Origin of the sequence: Actinoplanes sp. NPDC051475, assembly GCF_040689425.1 — a bacterium.
Lineage (GTDB): Bacteria > Actinomycetota > Actinomycetes > Mycobacteriales > Micromonosporaceae > Actinoplanes.
The window spans coordinates 213611-230701 of the sequence record NZ_JBFAZZ010000008.1 but is presented as its reverse complement, the minus strand read 5'-3'; the positions used below and the strand labels follow the sequence as shown (position 1 = coordinate 230701).

Genomic DNA, 17091 nt, shown 5'->3' with positions numbered 1-17091 from the left:
CCGCGGGTGCCGGGAGGCTAAGCCGTCCTGGCGGCGTCCCAGCCAGGCACCTGGGACCGGCTGGTCAGCTCCGTGGCGCGCACCTCGTCGCCGCAGCCGCGGCAGGTGATCGCCGGGCCGAGGTCGGCGCCGAATTTGGAGTGTTCAGCGTGGCTATGGCGTCGGCCAGGATTGCCGCGTCGTTGCTCAGCTCGGCGAAGGCTGTCATGGCCTCCCAGTCCGGGCCGCGGTATTCCGAGGCTGCCGGGCGCGCTGCGCCGCAACCCATGGGAACGAACGAACCCGGAGCGGAACCAGCGGTGGGAGTCTGAGCGTGCCGCGGCCGCTGCGGCGCTGGCCGCCAATCCGTACGTGACGCCGTCCAAGTGTGGGATGCGGTGGCGCGGTCCGACATCAGGTGGGACCGCGCTGGGGATTTATGTTGGGGAACCGTCCGGGATTGGCTGTCCGAGGCTGGGATGCGCTGGGATACGGCTGAAACGTAAGGGCAGGTCAGCGGCACTATCCGGGCCCGTGCGATATCGGGTAGGACGGTTGTCGCGTTGTTCCCAAGCTGACAGTGCGGGTTCGATTCCCGTCACCCGCTCCAACGGCTGCCTCGCGAGATCGCGTCGACGATCGACGGCAGAGGGTCTTCGTGGCCGGTGAGCCGGAGCCGACCGAGACGCTGGGTGACACCTTCCGAGCCGCCTCGTTGGGGGGTGGAGTCTCGCATGTGCGCTCCAGGGCGAATGGGTGGAAATGGGATAGGCCAGGGTCTATAGCGTCTTGGCGGTCATCCATCGATGTGCCGGCCGCCGCCATCACCGGCTGATTCGACGTCAAGCACTCGACAGGCGTAGGGCCGCCCGGCCCTCCACGAGCTGCACCGGCCCTGGACAGGCCCCGCCGGGCCGTGCCCACGGCAGGTCGAGGCGGTCGCGCTCGAACCCGGTCATGACGGTGTGATCAGTCCGGCGCTTGGACGTGTACCACCCGAGCCGCACAGCCGGGGGCCGGCGGCGGCCCGTCGTGGATGTGGGAGGTCACACTCGGAGGCGTTCGACAACACGTGGGTGACCGTACGCGCCCCGGCGGCGACCGCGCGTACACTGGGGGATGACCGGTGGCTTCGCCATCGGTGCCGGCCTCGGTCGGCGTGCGCGGCCCGGCGGCTGCCGGATGCCGTGACTTTCACCGGCCTCGGTGGACCTCGTCTCGCCTTGTCATTGGGCTGGGCCCGCGCCTGCGTTGGTCCCGAACGACGGGAACGGCCTCATGGCATCACCGACCTATCAGCCTGCATCACCCAGCGCATCGGACCCGCCACAAACCGGGCGGGACGAGGCTGCCTGGGAGGCCGCGGGCGGCCGGCTCGGCCTGCAGCGGAACCGGGCAGTCCGATGACACCGGCCTTGCCCGGCGCGGTACGCCCGGTCAGCCATCGCATCACGAACGAAGCTTTCCGCCTGGCTGTTGTCGCGGCTGGACGGGCGCCCTCGGCGCACAATGCACAGCCGTGGCGATGGCAGGTGAGCGGCGGTGTTCTGGACCTGTTCTTGGATCCCAGGCCCGTGTCCGAGTTCCCCGACCTCGACGGGCGACTTGCCACGATCAGCTGCGGCGCCGCCCTGCACCACGCCCGCCTGGCCCTCGCCGCGGGAGGCTGGCGGGTGACCGTGACCCGAAAGCCCGACGCCGGCGACCCGGCCCACCTGGCGCGCCTGCACATCGACGGCGCCGCCCCGGTAAACCCCGACACCGCGAGCTTGGCCCGTGCCATCGAGCTGCGTCACACCGACGTGCGGCCGATCACCGGCGGTCCGATCGAGCCGGGGCATCTGCGGACCATCCGCGCGGCCTTCGAGGCTCAGCACGTCCGCCTCGCGGTGCTACGCCCCGACCAGATTCTCGGACTCACCGTGGCGACCGCCCGCGCTGACAACACCGAACCGGCCGATGCACAGTGGCACGCGGAACTGGCACTGTGGGCCGGCAGCGATCGCATCGCCGGCGCCCTCGACGACCTGAGACTGCCCATCGCACCCGGCGAGCACGACCGGGCCGCCACCTTCGCGGTGCTGCACGGTCCCCGTGATCAGGACCTGGACTGGATACATGCCGGCGAGGCTCTTTCCGCAGGTTCGCTGGTCGCCATCGGGCTCGAGGTGTCGATCCTGCCCTTCAGCGCGCCGATCGAGCACGCTGACGCCCGCGAGACCCTGCGACGCGCGGTACCCGAACTGGGCCATCCATACCTGATGATGCGCCTGGGCCGCCACGCCATCGAAGCGGCCCGCGTTGCACATCCCCCGGCTGACGGCGGCGCAGACCTTCGAGCGACCTGACCCCACGGCAATCTGTTTGCGGGATCGCATCCCGGGCAGCCCCAAGATCGACCGGCGCGAACTCGCCGCCACCCGAGCGGCACCGTCCGGACTACGCAGGCCGCGTGAGCGCTTCCGATCATTAGATGATGGCCTTCGGCGACCGTTACGGAACAACGGAGGTCAGCTCAAGGCTCCGTGCAGCCGGATGGGGTCGGACAGTCACGCAGGACGGTCCAGCCGAGCATGCCGGCCAGTCGTTGTTGTTTGTCACCGACGATGACGCCGTCGTCGGTGATGTGACAGGCGTGGAAGCCATTGTCGTGGCGGCTGTTGCGCATCTTCAGGATGTTGAGGATCCGACCGATTTCCGCGCAGTGCTCGATGTAGCGGATCTGGATGACGTTGTGGAACAGGAACATCATCCCGGCCAGGGGTTCCTCGATGGGCCCGAGGGTTCTGGTCTCGCTGGTGACCCAGAGGGAAGCGCCGGCGGCGCGGACGATGCCGACGAGGCTGCGCAGGTAAGCGGGGAAGCGTTGGGCCTCTCGCGCGGCGTGCGCCATCTCGGCCAGACTGTCGATCACGACCCGGGGGGTTGCACCGTCGTCGAGGCGGTGCCGGATCACGGACACCAGGACGTCGAGGTCCAGGCTACCGACCGGCACGTGGGAGATCATCAATTGGTCGTTGCTGCGGGCGGCTGCGAAATCCCACCCGAACTTGTCGGCCATCTCGACCAACTGGTCGACGGTGTCCTGGAAGGTGATGTAGAGGCAGCGTTCGCCTCGGGCGAGGCCTTCGGCGATGAAGTTGAGACAGCCGATAGTTTTACCCACCCCGGAGGGTCCCAGCACGAGGGTGGCGTCGGCGTACGGGATTCCACCGCCCATCAACGCGTCGAGGCCGGCGATTCCGGAAGGGACCCGCTCGCCCTTGGCCGGCACGTCCTCCTCCCCCGCGAACGACTCGACCCGGGGAAACACCTGGAAGCCGTCGGCGGTGATCTGTACCGTGTGGGCGCCGTGGAGGTGGGAGGCGGCACGCATCTTGACCACTCGCAGGCTGCGCCGGTCAACGGGCTCGCGGGACATGTGTGACAGGTGGATGATGCCGTCGGCGAGGGCGAACTCCGGCCCGCTCTGCATCTCCTCAGCGGTGTACTCACCCAGCAGCAACAGCACTGCCCCGCTGTGCGCGGTCCGGCTGGTCAGGTCGTACAGCGCCTTGCGCAAGGCCTGCTCGCTCACGAAGTCGCGCAGCATCCTGGTGCTGTCGATCACCACCAATACCGGCTCGTCGTCGAGGGCCCTACGGACCACCTCGTCGATCAGCGGCTCGAGATCGGTCTCGCCGGTGTCGCGCAGCATGTCGCCCAGGTGCACGTACTCCACCTTGGGTCCCAGAGCCTCGGGATCGAAGAACGGAAAACCGCGCAGGTGCTCGACGAGTTTGGAGTGCGGCTCTGACAGGGTCGTGTAGTAGACGGCCTTGTGCTCGACGGTGGCGTTGGCGAAACACATCTGCTGCGCCAGGATCGTCTTACCCGCCCCCGGGGGCCCAGCCACGACCACCACCGAGCCCGGCCGCAGTCCACCACCGAGAATCAAATCCAGGTCCTCGAGCCCTGTCGACAGCCGCTTCACTTCGTGCCACGTCCTTCCCGAAGCAGGCGTTCCGCCACGGCGAGTATTTCGGCGCGCTGGTACGGCTTGGCCAGCGCAGCGTCGGCGTCGACCGCCAGCTGCCAGTCCCCACTGACCGACAGGACGGGAATGGCTGCGGTCGCTGGGTCGGCCCGCAGGCGGCGCAGGAGTTCGACACCACCCATCACCGGCATCATCATGTCGGTCACCACCAGATCCGGTGGTGACTTGCCCACCGATGCAAGCGCGGCGGCACCGTCACCCGCCTCGGTGACCTCGTGGCCGGCACGCGTGAAAATCCGGCGCAGGATGAATCGCAGGTCCGGCTCATCATCGACCACCAGAATGCTGCCCACCGAGCCCATCCGTTCACCAGGGCAGCCTCCTGGCACCCAACGATGATCAAAATAGCGGGCGTCAGCCCGTGCTCGCGGGTTATCCACCGATTGCCGTAACACCGGCACCAAACACGGCGGGGCAACGCCCCCTCCCCCGACGAGCCGTCAGGAAGGTCGATCACCGCGTGACGGCTCCGCTTTGCCCCACTCGTTCGCCTGCAGGGGCCGAATCGGTAACCATGGGTGAACGGCCGCCGGTCCTGTTCCGAGCAGAAGTCGGTGGCTCTCTCTTCGAACCTGTTGTGGCTGGGCCTGCGGGCTGCCGGTGACTAGGGCAGGTGGGTCTGGATCTGGGTCCGTGCCCTGGATTAGGTCGGGGTTCTGGCACAAGAAGTGTGATTCGCCGTGCGTGCCGTGGCCGGACGGCGGACCGCAGGGAACCGGTGCGGGCGCCGACCGTTCAGCCGGCGGGATCGATCCCGCCCCCGACCTGGAACGCTATTCGGCGGAAATATATGTGACGTATCTAGGGATAGCGATCATGTTGTCCGGCATGCGCATCATGGTCGCATCCCTACAGCGACAGCGATCTTTGGCGGTCCATCACCACCTGCCAGACAGGACGTGAAGCATGGCGACGCCCGACGCAGAAGCTGGTTGCTTCGGTCCGAGCGGGCTGGTCGTGAGTTGTGTCCGCCGGGCCAACGGCAGGCTCTGGATCCGGGTGATTGGTGACTTGGATGCCATCGAGACGGCGGAGTTCCACGCGCAGGTCTGGCCGCTGCTAACGCGGCCTACCCGGTGCATCGAGCTGGACTTGGCGGGAATGGGCTTCTGCGACGCGGCAGGTGGCCGGGAACTGCTGCGACTGTTCCGGGGAGCGGCGCAGCAGAAGATCAACCTGGTTGTTGTGGCTGCCCACCCCGTTGTGGAGTTCGTGCTGGGGGTGATCGGCGGCTTTTCGCTGTAGCGGTTGTGGCAACGACCCGGCCGGATGCACTGACGGCATAGCAATCCAGTCATCCCCTCGTGGGCGGTTCGACAGATCGCACTGGCGGGTGGATGGCCAGGACAGGCTGAGCAGGACCGCATGGCCTGACCAGCTCGTTACGCCCGGCCCGAGGCCGGGCAAAACGAGCTGGGATGGCGACCCGACCTGCGGGATACTTTGCCGGTGGAGTACCCCGACGGTCAGCAAGAGATCGACGCGGAGCAGCGCGACACTGAGGCGGCCTTGCGCACTGCGGCGTTGAACGATCGAGATGCGATGTTGGGCAACCGGGAGCGGCGGCAGGACTATCGCGATGCGTGCCACGATGAGCGAGACGCACGAGCCGACGAACGCAACCGGCACGCGGACGAGCGAGACGCACGAGCCGACGAACACAACCGGCACGCGGACGAGCGAGACGCACGAGCCGACGAACGCAACCGGCAGGCAGACGAGCGAGACGCACGCGCCGACGTACGCGACAGGGACGCTGATCAGCGTGAGATCGACACCCAAATGACCGACGCGGACCCAAACGCTGTCTAGGACGGCAAAGCTCACAGTGCCGGCTCGGGACTCAGCGTGGACCACACTTCGATGGCGTCACGCTGCCCTTGAACCTGCGCATCCAGCTTGGTCTGACCGATCGCCAATCGCGCCGTACGGCTCGGTCTCCGCTGTGAAGTCTTCGCGCAGTACGGCACCGGATCGCGTTCCGGGACGCGGGTGTGCAGGAGAACCGCTCTCGGACGGTAGGGCGCTCGCGGCGCCGACACGGCAGTCGCGTAGCTGGCGTAACTGGTCTACAACGTGAGGCAACAGGGCGGTCTAGGAGATCGGCGGCTGATCGTCTACCGCGCATCTACAAGTCAAAGGGACCGGCTATCTCGTACGTGATCCCGCTTTCCGCGTTACCGGCAGTCCCGCGCTGCGAGGAGAAGTAGAGGCGGCGCTGGTCAGGCGAGAAGGCCGGACCTGTGATCTCCGACTGGTCCTGGCCGTAGATCCGGACGACCGTGGTCACCTCGCCGGTCGGCGCGATCATGTTGATCTCCATGTTGCCACGGTCCTCGGCGACGTAAATGTGCCGGCTCTGATCGCCCGTAATGTTGTCCACGCCATTGATCAGGCCAGTTCGGCCGGCGCCCGAACCGTCGTAGGAGAGGCCGATCCGCTGACCGACGGCGTCGTAGGCCCACACTCGGTTGTCGTGTTTGGTGGTGAACCAGCAGGTGCCATCGGCGTAGTAACAACCCTCGCCGCCGCTGAAGCGCTTCGCCCCGGCCACCTGATATCGGGTCTCGATGTGGCCGGTGGCCGGCTGAGGTACCCGCACCCAACTCACCGGCCCGCTGGTGCCGGGCGGACCGACGAGTACCTCCAGAACCCCTGTGCGCAGGTCTCCCCAACGATCGGGTCGGAACCGGTAGAAGCAGCCGTCGACCTTGTCCTCGGTCAGGTAGATGACTTGGCGGTGGGGGTCGCACGCCGCCGCCTCGTGCATGAAGCGGCCCATTGCCGGTCGACGCACTCCGCGGCGTCGGCCGTAAGGGTCCGTCTCGTAGATATATCCGCTCGGCACTTCTTCGCCGGACAGCCAGGTGCCCCATGGGGTGGCGCCGCCGGCACAGTTGCGGTTGGTGCCATGCAGGATCCGGTACGCCGAGGCGATCGAGCCGTCAGAGCGAAATCGGATGGCCGATGCCCCGCCGGTGCGCGCCACCTCGGAATTGGACACATAGATCCAGCCGTCGTGGGTATCGAAGCACGCCCCACCGTCCGGGGCATCATGCCACTTGTATCCAGTGTCACCCACGAGCTGACGAGATCTGGCGATCACACGACTGGTGAAGCCGCTGGGCAAGGCTAGGCCATGGTTGTCCGGCAGGTTGAGTTTGCTTCCTGACCCAGGTGTGGCCGGCGAGGTGACCCCTGTGGCGCCCTGCCAAAGGCTTCCCGCGAAGGCAGCGCCCCCTGCCGTAGCGACCAGGGCGGTCAATAGAGCGCGGCGACGCATCAGAGATCTCCAGAAACTCAAGGGCACCGACACAAAGGGCGGCATCGCAGACGGTTGGGCAGGCCCGCGGTGAGAAGTTCACGGTGTGCCGCCCAACGTTCAACGCCTGGATCGCCGCGAGGTCATCGCGCTATGACTGGATTGCCGAGCGCAGCCGGGCGAACAGGCTGCGGCGCTGCTTCTTCCAGGCGAGAAGCTGGGGTCGCCGGTTGTTGCGGGGATCGCGGTCGTCGTTGCAGTACCCGAGATCCACCATCCGGCCGAAACCGGCCCGCTTGAGCTGCTTGCGAACCACGCGCATGTCGCATTTGTTGTTGCCCTCGAAGCAGAGCAGGGAACCGGTGACCTCCCCGAGGAACTGATAGAGGCGCCGGGGCTGGTTGACGTGACCTTCGATGGCGAGCGCCAGGACGATGTCATGCACGCCGACAGCGTTGGGGTCCAGCTGGTCGATGTCGCCCTGTTCGAAGCGGACGCCCGGGATGCGCGCAGACCTGGCGATCTCGTTGGCGAGGTCCACCTTGTCTTGGTCGTACTCGATGCCGAGTCCGACCCGTGGCCGGAAGTTGGACAACTGGAACAACATGGCGCCGGCGTTGGAACCGAGATCAAGAACGCTCTTACCGGCTACGTTGTCGGCGGTGAGCCGAAAATGGGCCACACGCTTTGCAGCGTCACGCTGGGACTCGGCCGGATCGATCGAGAAGTTCGGTGTGGAGAAGGCGCAGTACATGACGCCGCGGGTACGCAGTTCGTGGCGACCATCCTTCTTCCGGAAGGAGCCGGAGGCGGTGAGGAGCCGTTCGCGGATGTCGTTCGTCATGACGCTCCTTGGTGTGTGATCAGCGATGAAGTCGCGGAGGGCTCCGACGCTTCGGTTCAGGTCGGTGGACGTATCAATGGGGAGCACCTCGACGCCTCGTGCCTTCAACGCGTGGGCCGCAAGGTCAGTGATGTCCAGGCACCGCGCGATGACGTCTCGTAGTTCTGTTTCGTTGAGCTCTCGGTAGACGTTGGGTCGTGGGCCGCGGTCCGCGACGCGCTGGAGAATCGTCTGGACGTCCGCGCGGAAGACGACAGCGGCATCAGGCAGGGGCACCAGTTCAAAGAAGCGTTGCGCGGCGGCCTCAGGATCACGGGCATGAGGCAACAGGCTGAACGCTCGATGCAACAGCAGCTCGTCGTGCACAACGGCGCTGTCCAGAGACTCGACGTAAGCCGTGTCGAAGCAGGACTTCCGCAGGATCGTGAGCGCCGCGACGATCTGTGAGGGCCTCATTTCCGCCGCCGCGACAGTAGCGATGCAGTGATCGATGAAATCGCGCACGCTCAGGTCGTCGATCGCGGCACGAAGCTCGGCGGTGGACGGTTTTCGCCCGCAAAGTTGGTCGACTTCGAGCGGTCCAAGCCACCGCCGCTCCGGGGTACGCGTCTGCTCAGTAGCCCGCAGGATCGTCGTTTTCCCCACGCCCGAAGGCCCAAGCAACTCGATACGCACTGTCGAATAGTAACTCTTCGGGCGATAAGTCCGGTTCGTGGAGTGGTGCCTAGCGACGGGCGAACAGATGATCGACGCCGCCAGCGACGCCCCAGCGCCCCGCCGTCGAGGCGACGTCAGCGCCGTACGCCCAGAGTGACGCCATCCGAGGGTGATGGTCATGGGGCATCTACCCATCCCACCCCTGGCGCTTACGAGCTTGGCCAGGCGACGGCGTCGAGGAAGTCCTCCACGGCGACCACGACGTGGCTGAGTACCGCGATCGAGTCGGTAAGTGGGCCGGGCACGTACATGCCGTGGTCTGCGCCTTCCACCTCTAGTACGTGGGGTGACAGGCGGCGGGCGATGTTGCCGTCCCATACCTCGTCGGCGGTGCCACCTACGAGGAGGAACGGCGCGGTTGCTCGGGCCAGCGCATCAGCGACCCACGGCAGGGTGAGCAAGGGTGTGAGCCATACGGCGGGCAGGGATCTTTCGGCGGCGATTGCTGCCGCGTTCGTGCCGAGCGACTTGCCGATCAGCAGGGGGCGACCACTGATGGTGTCGATCAGCGGAGCGATCTCGCCGGCGACCCAGCTCTCGATTTCTGCCTGGTCAGGCTTCGGGAACTCCTGGGACCATGAGTGTCGATGCACCGTTGCGCCTCGCCGCTCCGCCACATCGCCGGCGTACATCAGCAGGGGAGCGTTCGGTCCGAACCAACCGCCGGGAATCACGACAGCGTCAGCCATGCGGAGGACCTTAGTCGGGTTCGCTCAATCCTCGTCGTCCCAGTGCGAGACCAGCTTGCGGCGCAGTACCTCCACTTGAACGGTGAGGGCACCCAACAGCTCCTCCAGGTTGAGGGGGTTGGTCGTCCTGAACGACCACGAATGATCGCCGTCCTCGTCGAGGCACTTGACCAGGACGAACGCCTCCAGGGGCGTCCAGCCGGGTTCCAGCGGATGAAGCTTGAAGCCGGGCAATGCCTCATCGATCGGGATCCGCACGTCGTCCGTCATCCGGCTATCGGACCACGACCGGCGCGAAGGGGCCCGAGCACACGCCCTGGCCGGTCTGTGGGACTGATGACGGGTACGACGGCGCCCTGGTCAAGGGGGTGTGGCCGACCAGGGCGCTCGGGTGGTGGGGCCGGGGTTAGTTCTTGCGGGGCTGGTTGAAGCGGATCATGTTGCCCGCCGGGTCGCGGAAGGCGCAGTCGCGTACGCCGTACGCCTGGTCGGTCGGCTCCTGGAGGACCTCGGCGCCCGAGGCGCGGATGTGGTCGAAGGCTGCGTCGACGTCATCGGTGGCGAAGATCAGTCCGCGGAGCATGCCCTTGGCGAGCAGCTCGGACTGCTTCTGCTTGTCCTCGGCCGAGGCCGCCGGGTTGGAGTCGACCGTCTCGATGGTGATCTCGAGTTCGGGCTGGCTCGGCGGCGCCACGGTCACCCAGCGCATGCCCTCGAAGCGGACGTCGGTGCGGACCTCCAGGCCCAGCACGTCGCGGTAGAAGCCGAGGGCCTTGTCGTGGTCGTCGACGGTGATGAAGCAGTGCGAAACCTTGATGTCCATGCAGCTCACGATACGTTTGGCGAGGCCGCGCGGGCTTCTCCGTTCCTGACCGGCCTGGTGAGAATCTTGGCGTAGCAGGCCGGGATGGCGGCGGCCGCCTCGTGGTTGCGGGCGCGGTAGGCGCTCGGGGTTTCGCCGACCAGTTCGGTGAAGCGGGAGCTGAACGAGCCGAGGGATGTACAGCCGACGGCGAAGCAGACTTCGGTGACGGTGAGGTCGCCACGGCGCAGCAACGCCTTGGCGCGCTCGATCCGCCTGGTCATGAGGTGGCTGTAGGGGGTCTCGCCGAATGCCGCCCGGAAGCTGCGCGAGAAGTGGCCCGGGGACATCAGGGCCTCGCGGGCGAGCGCGGGCACGTCCAGGGGTTCCGCGAAGTCGCGGTCAATCCGGTCGCGTACCCGGCGCAGGCGGACGAGGTCGTCCCGGTTCATGGGCCCAAGCATCGCACAACCCGATGCCGAGCAAACCCGGCCGCGATGCCGGTGAGGCCGAAGGAACGGCAGACTCAGCTGATGGCCAGGAAGACGTTGTCGATCTGGCCGGCGTACTGGTCGTTGCCCTTGTTCGCGCCCTTGCCGCCGACCCTCAGCGGCTCGGCGTTGGCGATCAACAGGTTCGCCGGTACGGGCACCGATGCGCGGTCGACCCCGTCCACGGCCAGGACCAGACGGTTTCCCGTACGGGCGCAGGCCAGGTCGTGCCACACGCCGTCGGCGACGTCGACGGCTGGTTCGGCGCGGTAGATGCGGGTGCGGCTCGCGATGACGCAGCTGGGGTGGCCCTGGCGGTGGTCGACCTGGAGCTTGAACTGGCTCACGCCGCCGACCGAGTAGCCCTTCTGGAAGACGTTGGCGCCGTCGGCGAGGTCGGTGTGCGTCATCATGATCGACGCTCCGTACCGCATCGGGCGCGTGCCGGGGTTGAGGTCGTCGTCGCGGAGTCCTTCGAGGATCGCGCGGGGGCACTCGCGTTCGCGGATCAGGGTGCAGCGGTCCGGGTACTGGACGGCGAGGCCTTCGCCCTGGGGGACCAGGCTCAGCGTGCCGCCGTTCTGACCGAGCGCGCGGAGTTCGTGGCCGCCTCGGATGTCGGTGATCGGTTCGGTCACGCCGCCGTCGAAGGTGTAGCGGAGGGTCACGGGGGCGGTGGCCACTCCGACGGCGCCGGCGCGGTCCGGGGCTCCGAAGGCGAAGTCGCTGTTGGTCAGCACCCCGCCCGAGGGCCGGGGCAGGACCAGCGGCGTGAGCCGGGGGGCGGCGTCGCTGCGCTGCGCGAAGTGGGCGACGGCCAGCAGGCCGGCGCCGAGGACGGCGGCGGCCGCGAGCGCGCCCAGCGGGCTGAACCAGGACCGGCGGGTGTCGAACATGCCGTCATTGTCCGGAAGTGCGCTACGAGTGTTAAGCACAAACTCCGCGTCAGCGTAAAAGTGGCGTAAAGCACCCAAAGGCGGTCGCCCGAACGGTGCACATGACCAACTCGCTGGACGGCCCGCCCGGGCCCGTGGGCCAGCTCGCGGGGCGGCTCACTCGGGCCGGGGCCGTGAGTCAGCTTGCCGGGCGCGCCGCGGGTTCGCCGATCACTGCGTGCAGGACGTCGTCCAAGGCGATCACGCCGAGCGGGCGCCGGCCGTCGCTGACCAGGACGATGTGCCGGCGGTCGCGGCGCATGGCGAGCAGCAGGTCGGCGAGGTTGCGGTCGGGCGGCACGACGGCGAGCGGGCGGACGATCTCCGGCGGGATGGGCAGGCGGCGCTGCGCGCCTTCGTAACCCAGGACGTCCTTCACGTGTACGAAGCCGAGCACGCGCCGTGAATCGCGTTGGACGACGGGGAAGCGGGACCGGCCGCTGCGGGTGGCGAGGGCCTCGATCGTGGCCGGGGACGCGTCGTCCGCCACCGTCGTCACACCGGACCATGGGCGCAGCGTGTCCGCCGCCGTTCGCTCGCTGAGTCCCAGGGCGGCGTGGATGCGCTCGTACTGTTCCGTGCCGAGCAGCCCTTCCGCCCTCGCCTGGGTGACCATGCCCGCGAGCTCCTCGGCCGTGAACACCGTCTTGACCGCGTCCGTCGCCTCGATCTTCCACAGGCGCAGTACCGTGCGCGACGCCCAGCGCATGGCGGTCAGGAGGGGTCTGGTCGCCGTACAGAAAGCCAGCATGAAGGGGCCGAGAATCAGGGCCGAGCGTTCCGGGCCGGCCAGCGTGATGTTCTTCGGCACCATCTCGCCGACCACCGTGTGCAGGAAGACCACGATGCCGAGGGCCAGCACGAACGCCACCGGTTGGATCGCGTTCTCCGGCAGGCCCGCCGCCGCGAACGGGCCTTCCAGCAGGTGGGCGAGCGCCGGCTCGGCGATGGCGCCGAGGCCCAGCGAGCAGATCGTGATGCCGAGCTGGGCGCCGGCGATCATCAGGGGGATCTGGTTCATCGCCGACAGGGCCCAGCGGGCCGGGCGGGACGTCTCGGCGAGCGGTTCCAGGGCCGTACGCCGCGACGCGATGAGCGCGAACTCCCCGCCGACGAACAGCGCGTTGCCCAGTAACAGCACCACCGTCACCAGCAGCTCAGTCATCGGCGGGCTCCGGCGGCGCGACGACCCGGACCTGCTCGATGCGGTGCCGGTCCACCTCCATGACGGTGAACTCCCAGCCCTCGTCCTCGAGCGACTCGCCGGCCACCGGGATGTGGCCGAGGCGGGCGAGCAGGAAACCGGCGAGCGTCTCGTACGGCCCCTCGGGCAGCCGGAACCTGGTCTGTTCCGCCAGCTCGTCCTCGCGCAGCAGGCCGTCGACCAGGAACGTACGGCCGCCGTCCGGCGCGGTGAGGATTTCGCTGCCCGCGTCGGCCACGTCCACGTCGTACTCGTCGGCGATCTCACCGACCAGCTCCTCGATCAGGTCCTCGACCGTCACCACGCCGTCGGTGCCGCCGTACTCGTCGACCACGATCGCGAGGTCGGCGTCGGCGGCCCGGAGCGCCGCCAGGACCTTGTCCAGGCCCAGGCTCTCCGGAACGTAGACGGGCTCGCGGGCGACGGCGGACACCCGTGTCACCGCGCGGCGGTCGGGCGGGACCCCGAGGGCGTCCGGCACCCCGACCACCCCCACCACGAGGTCGAGCGTCGACTCGTACACGGGGAAGCGGGTGTGTCCGGTCTCCCGGGCGATCCTGATCAGGTCCGCGACGGTGGCCGTGGTCTTGAGGCCGACCACGTCGACGCGGGGGGTCATCGCCTTGGCCGCGCGTTTCTCCCCGAAGCGGATGGTGCGGCGCAGCAGCGTCGCGGTCTCGTCCGGCAACGCGCCCGCACGGGCGCTGATCGCGGCGAGCAGGCCCAGCTCCTCGGGTGAGCGGGCGCTGGCGAGCTCCTCCTGCGGCTCGATGCCCAGGCGCCGGACGAGCCAGTTGGCCGAGCCGTTGAGCGCGCCGATCAGCCACCGGAAGAGTCTCGAGAAGGTCCGTAGCGGCGCCGCGGTCAGCAGCGCCACCCGCATCGGCCGGGCGAGGGCGGCGTTCTTCGGTACGAGCTCGCCGAAGAGCATCGACACGAGCGTGGCCAGGGCGAGGGCCAGGAAGTGGGTGGACGTCTCCGTGTACCGGCCCGCGATCGGCTCGATGAGCGGCGTGAAGAGCCGGGACAGCGCCGGCTCGGCCAGATAGCCGGTCAGCAGGGCGGTCAGCGTGATGCCGAGCTGCGTACCGGAGAGCTGGAAGGACAGCTCCTGGAGGGCGTGCCGGACGGTCCGCGCCCGGCGGTCACCCTGGTCAGCGCGTTTGTCGATCTCGGCGCGGTCGACCGTGACCAGCCCGAACTCGGCGGCCACGAAGAACGCGTTGCCCACGGTCAGCAGCGCGAAGGCCACCAGCGGGAGCACCGCGGTCAGGAGCAGGCCGTCCATGATCGGTTCACCTCGGCCCTCATTGTGCCGGAACCGGGCGTCCCGAGGGCGACCGCGGTGCCCGGATGCGGCATCCGGTTAGCGTGGGGACATGAACCTCGCCGAGGAATTCGCGCTTCTCGCCTATCGCGACGACGGATCCCTGGAGATCGACGGCACCCGCCTCGACCACGGGCTGGGCGGCGCACTGCTGCTGGAGCTCGCCCTGGCGGAGCGGGTGGGCGTGGAGGACGGCAAGGTCTTCGTCCGCGATCCGGCTCCGCTCGGTGACCCGCTGGTGGACGAGGCGCTGGCCCGCATCGCCGCGGACGCCAAGCACCGGAGGCCGGGGCGCTGGGTGTCGACGTTCGCCAAGGACACCCGCGCCCGGACGCTGGCCCGGCTGGTCGACGCCGGCGTGTTGAGCCGCGAGAAGGACAAGGTGCTGTTCGTGTTCGACCGCACCCGGTATCGCGCACCCCACGGTGTCGAGCCGGTGCCCGAGACCGAGGCCCGGCAGCGGCTGACCGCCGCCGTGTCGGGTACGGGGCCGGTCGAGCCCCGTACCGCTGCGCTCTGTGCTCTGGTGGGCGCGACCGGCCAAGGCGATCGAGGAGATCCAGGCCGCCGTCATCGCCGGCGCGGTGGCGGCCTCCGCCTCCGCCGCGGTGATCTCGTGAGGCGGCCTACGCCGGGGCCTTGTCGTCACCCTTGATGCTGCGCAGCAGCACGCTGGCCACGTCCACGACCTCGACGTTCTCCTGCTCGCCCTTGCCGGTGACCCCGTCGCCGATCATCGTGTAGCAGAACGGGCAGCCGACCGCGATCGTCTTGGCGCCGGTGGCCAGGGCCTCCTCGGTGCGCTCGACGTTGATCCGCTTGCCGATCTTCTCCTCCATCCACATGCGCGCGCCGCCGGCGCCGCAGCAGAAGGAGCGTTCCTGGTTGCGGGGCATCTCCACGACGTTGGCCGCCGCGCCCAGAACCTCACGAGGCGCTTCGAACACCCGGTTGTGCCGGCCCAGATAGCACGGGTCGTGGTACGTCACGTCGCCCTCGATCGGCTGGACCGGGGTCAGCTTGCCCTCCTGCACGAGGTGGGAGAGCAGTTGCGTGTGGTGCACGACCTCGACCTTGAGGCCCAGCTGCTCGTACTCGTTGCCGAGGGTGTTGAAGCAGTGCGGGCAGGTGGCGACGATCCGCTTGACCGGCCGCTCCCCGAATGCCTCGGTCAGGGTCTCGACGTTCTGCTGGGCGAGCATCTGGAAGACGAACTCGTTGCCCATGCGCCGGGCCGGGTCGCCGGAGCAGGTCTCGCCCTCGCCGAGGATGGCGAAGTCGACGCCGGCCTCGTGCAGCAGCGTGGCGACCGCGCGGGTGGTCTTCTTGGCCCGGTCCTCGAACGCCCCGGCGCAGCCGACCCAGAACAGGTAGTCGAAGTCGGCCTCGCCGACCCGCTTGATCTCGAAGTCGAGGCCCTTGGTCCAGTCCTCACGGGTGTTCTGCGGCGCGCCCCACGGGTTGCCTTTGTTCTCCAGGTTGCGCAGCATGACACCGGCCTCGGCCGGGAAGTTGGACTCGATCAGCACCTGATAGCGGCGCATGTCGACGATGTGGTCGACGTGCTCGATGTCCACCGGGCACTGCTCCACGCACGCCCCACAGGTGGTGCAGCTCCACAACACGTCCGGGTCGATGATGCCGTTCTCGTCCGAGCCGCCGATCAGGGGCCGGTCCGCCTCCGCCAGGGCCAGCACGTCGACGCCCCTGAGCTGCTCCTCGGTCGCCTTCTCCTCGCCGGTCAGGTCCTTGCCACCACCCGCGAGAAGATAAGGGGCTTTCGCGTACGCGTGGTCGCGCAGCGACAGCACCAGCAGCTTGGGCGACAACGGCTTCGCCGTGTTCCAGGCCGGGCACTGCGACTGGCAGCGGCCGCACTCCGTACAGGTGGAGAAGTCCAGCAGGCCCTTCCAGGTGAACTGCTCGACCTGGGCGACGCCGAACTGGTCCTTCTCGGGGTCCGCCTCCTCGAAGTCGAGCGGCTTGCCGTCGCTCATCATCGGCTTGAGCGCGCCCAGGCCGGAGCCCGCGGGCTTCTCCGGGCTGCGCTTGAAGAAGATGTTGAAGAAGGCCAGGAAGCGGTGCCAGGCGACGCCCATCGTCACGTTGAGCGAGATGGTGATCAGCCAGCCCATGGAGATGAAGAGCTTGACCAGCGCGACCCAGGTGGGGCCGTCCGCCGCGGCGGGCAGCACCGAGCCGACGGCGTGGCTGACGGGGGTGGCCCAGGCCGGGTACTCGAAGGTGTCGTTGGCGACCTTGAAGCCGCGGATCAGGAAGCCGCAGATCATGACGCCGACGATGATCGCCTCGACGAAGTAGCCCTGCCACATCGTGGAGCCGGTGAAGCGGCTCCGCTTCGCGCGGCCCGGCTTCTCCCGCTGGCGGCGGTAGACCAGGTAGAGGATCCCAAGCGTGCCCAGGACGCCGATCCACTCGGTGACCAGGCCGTAGACCGTCCAGTGGCCGACGATCGGCAGCCCGCTCTCCGGGTCGACGACCTCGAAGTACGCCTCGACCACGAGCAGGAACAGGATCATGAAGGAGACCATCACGAACCAGTGCGCCGCACCGACCGCGGTCCACTTGAGCATCCGGGTGTGGCCCAGGGTCTCGGCGAGCATGGTCTTCGTCCGGGTGCCCTTGTCGCCGAAACGCGTCGGATCGGGCTTGCCCTGACGGATCACCGCGGTCATGGAGATGACCGCACGCACCGCGAGGACGACCGCCACGAGAGTGACGGCGCCCGCCAGGACGGTGGCGACGATCTGCGCGATGCCCATCTGCCTTGTGCCTCCTCGGTCG

At 68.2% G+C, this 17091-nt stretch carries 16 protein-coding genes; 4 read left to right on the top strand and 12 right to left on the bottom strand.

The features are described 5' to 3' along the window. Positions 1-1553 precede the first annotated feature (1553 nt). The gene (locus AB0368_RS18670; protein WP_366155116.1) at positions 1554-2327 is read left to right on the top strand and encodes a nitroreductase; all 774 of its coding nucleotides are present in this window, start codon (positions 1554-1556) and stop codon (positions 2325-2327) included. Between the two features lie 167 nt (positions 2328-2494). Here the strand turns inward: AB0368_RS18670 and AB0368_RS18665 are convergent, their stop codons facing one another. Continuing rightward, the gene (locus AB0368_RS18665) at positions 2495-3952 is read right to left on the bottom strand and encodes an ATPase domain-containing protein (protein ID WP_366155115.1); all 1458 of its coding nucleotides are present in this window, start codon (positions 3950-3952) and stop codon (positions 2495-2497) included. Next, on the bottom strand, positions 3949-4317 hold the full coding sequence (locus AB0368_RS18660) for a response regulator (protein ID WP_366155114.1): 369 nt from the start codon (positions 4315-4317) through the stop codon (positions 3949-3951). Before AB0368_RS18660 ends, AB0368_RS18665 begins: the two co-directional genes overlap by 4 nt. A 604-nt stretch (positions 4318-4921) precedes the next feature. Here AB0368_RS18660 and AB0368_RS18655 point away from each other — a divergent pair. Both AB0368_RS18655 and AB0368_RS18650 read left to right on the top strand, forming a co-directional pair. Further along, positions 4922-5260 (top strand): STAS domain-containing protein, encoded by a 339-nt coding sequence (locus tag AB0368_RS18655; protein WP_366155113.1) that lies wholly within the window; start codon positions 4922-4924, stop codon positions 5258-5260. 204 nt (positions 5261-5464) lie between these two features. Further along, on the top strand, positions 5465-5827 hold the full coding sequence (locus tag AB0368_RS18650) for a hypothetical protein (RefSeq protein WP_366155112.1): 363 nt from the start codon (positions 5465-5467) through the stop codon (positions 5825-5827). A gap of 316 nt (positions 5828-6143) precedes the next feature. Here the strand turns inward: AB0368_RS18650 and AB0368_RS18645 are convergent, their stop codons facing one another. The 9 genes from AB0368_RS18645 to AB0368_RS18605 all read right to left on the bottom strand — a co-directional run bounded on the left by AB0368_RS18645 (position 6144) and on the right by AB0368_RS18605 (position 14247). Next, on the bottom strand, positions 6144-7298 hold the full coding sequence (locus tag AB0368_RS18645) for an alkaline phosphatase PhoX (RefSeq protein ID WP_366155231.1): 1155 nt from the start codon (positions 7296-7298) through the stop codon (positions 6144-6146). Between the two features lie 130 nt (positions 7299-7428). Next, positions 7429-8796 (bottom strand): methyltransferase domain-containing protein, encoded by a 1368-nt coding sequence (locus AB0368_RS18640; RefSeq protein ID WP_366155111.1) that lies wholly within the window; start codon positions 8794-8796, stop codon positions 7429-7431. Positions 8797-8987: 191 nt separating this feature from the next. Beyond that, positions 8988-9527: an alpha/beta hydrolase gene (locus tag AB0368_RS18635; protein WP_366155110.1), complete on the bottom strand. Its 540-nt coding sequence runs from the start codon at positions 9525-9527 to the stop codon at positions 8988-8990. 24 nt (positions 9528-9551) lie between these two features. Beyond that, positions 9552-9797, bottom strand: coding sequence for a hypothetical protein (locus tag AB0368_RS18630; protein WP_366155109.1), 246 nt, complete (start codon positions 9795-9797; stop codon positions 9552-9554). 136 nt (positions 9798-9933) lie between these two features. Continuing rightward, a complete protein-coding gene (locus AB0368_RS18625) occupies positions 9934-10350 on the bottom strand; it encodes a VOC family protein (RefSeq protein WP_366155108.1) in 417 nt (138 codons plus the stop codon). Between the two features lie 5 nt (positions 10351-10355). Then, positions 10356-10781 carry a helix-turn-helix transcriptional regulator gene (locus AB0368_RS18620; protein WP_366155107.1) on the bottom strand — a complete coding sequence of 142 codons (426 nt, stop codon included), beginning with the start codon at positions 10779-10781 and terminating at the stop codon, positions 10356-10358. A gap of 74 nt (positions 10782-10855) precedes the next feature. Further along, entirely contained in the window at positions 10856-11716 is an 861-nt protein-coding gene (locus tag AB0368_RS18615) for a LamG-like jellyroll fold domain-containing protein (RefSeq protein WP_366155106.1), read from the bottom strand. A gap of 178 nt (positions 11717-11894) precedes the next feature. Then, complete coding sequence (locus tag AB0368_RS18610; RefSeq protein ID WP_366155105.1) at positions 11895-12920, bottom strand: hemolysin family protein; 1026 nt, start codon at positions 12918-12920, stop codon at positions 11895-11897. Then, positions 12913-14247: a hemolysin family protein gene (locus AB0368_RS18605; protein ID WP_366155104.1), complete on the bottom strand. Its 1335-nt coding sequence runs from the start codon at positions 14245-14247 to the stop codon at positions 12913-12915. The genes AB0368_RS18610 and AB0368_RS18605 overlap by 8 nt, the downstream gene beginning before the upstream one ends. A 91-nt stretch (positions 14248-14338) precedes the next feature. Between AB0368_RS18605 and AB0368_RS18600 the strand changes: the two genes are divergently transcribed. After that, a complete protein-coding gene (locus AB0368_RS18600) occupies positions 14339-14941 on the top strand; it encodes a GPP34 family phosphoprotein (RefSeq protein WP_366155103.1) in 603 nt (200 codons plus the stop codon). On the opposite strand, the gene AB0368_RS18595 is transcribed toward AB0368_RS18600, so the two are convergent. Next, entirely contained in the window at positions 14913-17069 is a 2157-nt protein-coding gene (locus AB0368_RS18595) for a (Fe-S)-binding protein (RefSeq protein WP_366155102.1), read from the bottom strand. The genes AB0368_RS18600 and AB0368_RS18595 overlap by 29 nt on opposite strands. Between the last annotated feature and the right edge of the window lie 22 nt (positions 17070-17091).

What these genes read in the sequence shown, in the direction of transcription:
- AB0368_RS18660 (WP_366155114.1), bottom strand. Translation starts at nt 4,317, where the DNA reads ATGGGCTCGGTGGGCAGCATTCTGGTGGTCGATGATGAGCCGGACCTG.
- AB0368_RS18655 (WP_366155113.1), top strand. Translation starts at nt 4,922, where the DNA reads ATGGCGACGCCCGACGCAGAAGCTGGTTGCTTCGGTCCGAGCGGGCTG.
- AB0368_RS18645 (WP_366155231.1), bottom strand. Translation starts at nt 7,298, where the DNA reads ATGCGTCGCCGCGCTCTATTGACCGCCCTGGTCGCTACGGCAGGGGGC.
- AB0368_RS18635 (WP_366155110.1), bottom strand. Translation starts at nt 9,527, where the DNA reads ATGGCTGACGCTGTCGTGATTCCCGGCGGTTGGTTCGGACCGAACGCT.
- AB0368_RS18630 (WP_366155109.1), bottom strand. Translation starts at nt 9,797, where the DNA reads ATGACGGACGACGTGCGGATCCCGATCGATGAGGCATTGCCCGGCTTC.
- AB0368_RS18625 (WP_366155108.1), bottom strand. Translation starts at nt 10,350, where the DNA reads ATGGACATCAAGGTTTCGCACTGCTTCATCACCGTCGACGACCACGAC.
- AB0368_RS18620 (WP_366155107.1), bottom strand. Translation starts at nt 10,781, where the DNA reads ATGAACCGGGACGACCTCGTCCGCCTGCGCCGGGTACGCGACCGGATT.
- AB0368_RS18615 (WP_366155106.1), bottom strand. Translation starts at nt 11,716, where the DNA reads ATGTTCGACACCCGCCGGTCCTGGTTCAGCCCGCTGGGCGCGCTCGCG.
- AB0368_RS18610 (WP_366155105.1), bottom strand. Translation starts at nt 12,920, where the DNA reads ATGACTGAGCTGCTGGTGACGGTGGTGCTGTTACTGGGCAACGCGCTG.
- AB0368_RS18605 (WP_366155104.1), bottom strand. Translation starts at nt 14,247, where the DNA reads ATGGACGGCCTGCTCCTGACCGCGGTGCTCCCGCTGGTGGCCTTCGCG.
- AB0368_RS18600 (WP_366155103.1), top strand. Translation starts at nt 14,339, where the DNA reads ATGAACCTCGCCGAGGAATTCGCGCTTCTCGCCTATCGCGACGACGGA.
- AB0368_RS18595 (WP_366155102.1), bottom strand. Translation starts at nt 17,069, where the DNA reads ATGGGCATCGCGCAGATCGTCGCCACCGTCCTGGCGGGCGCCGTCACT.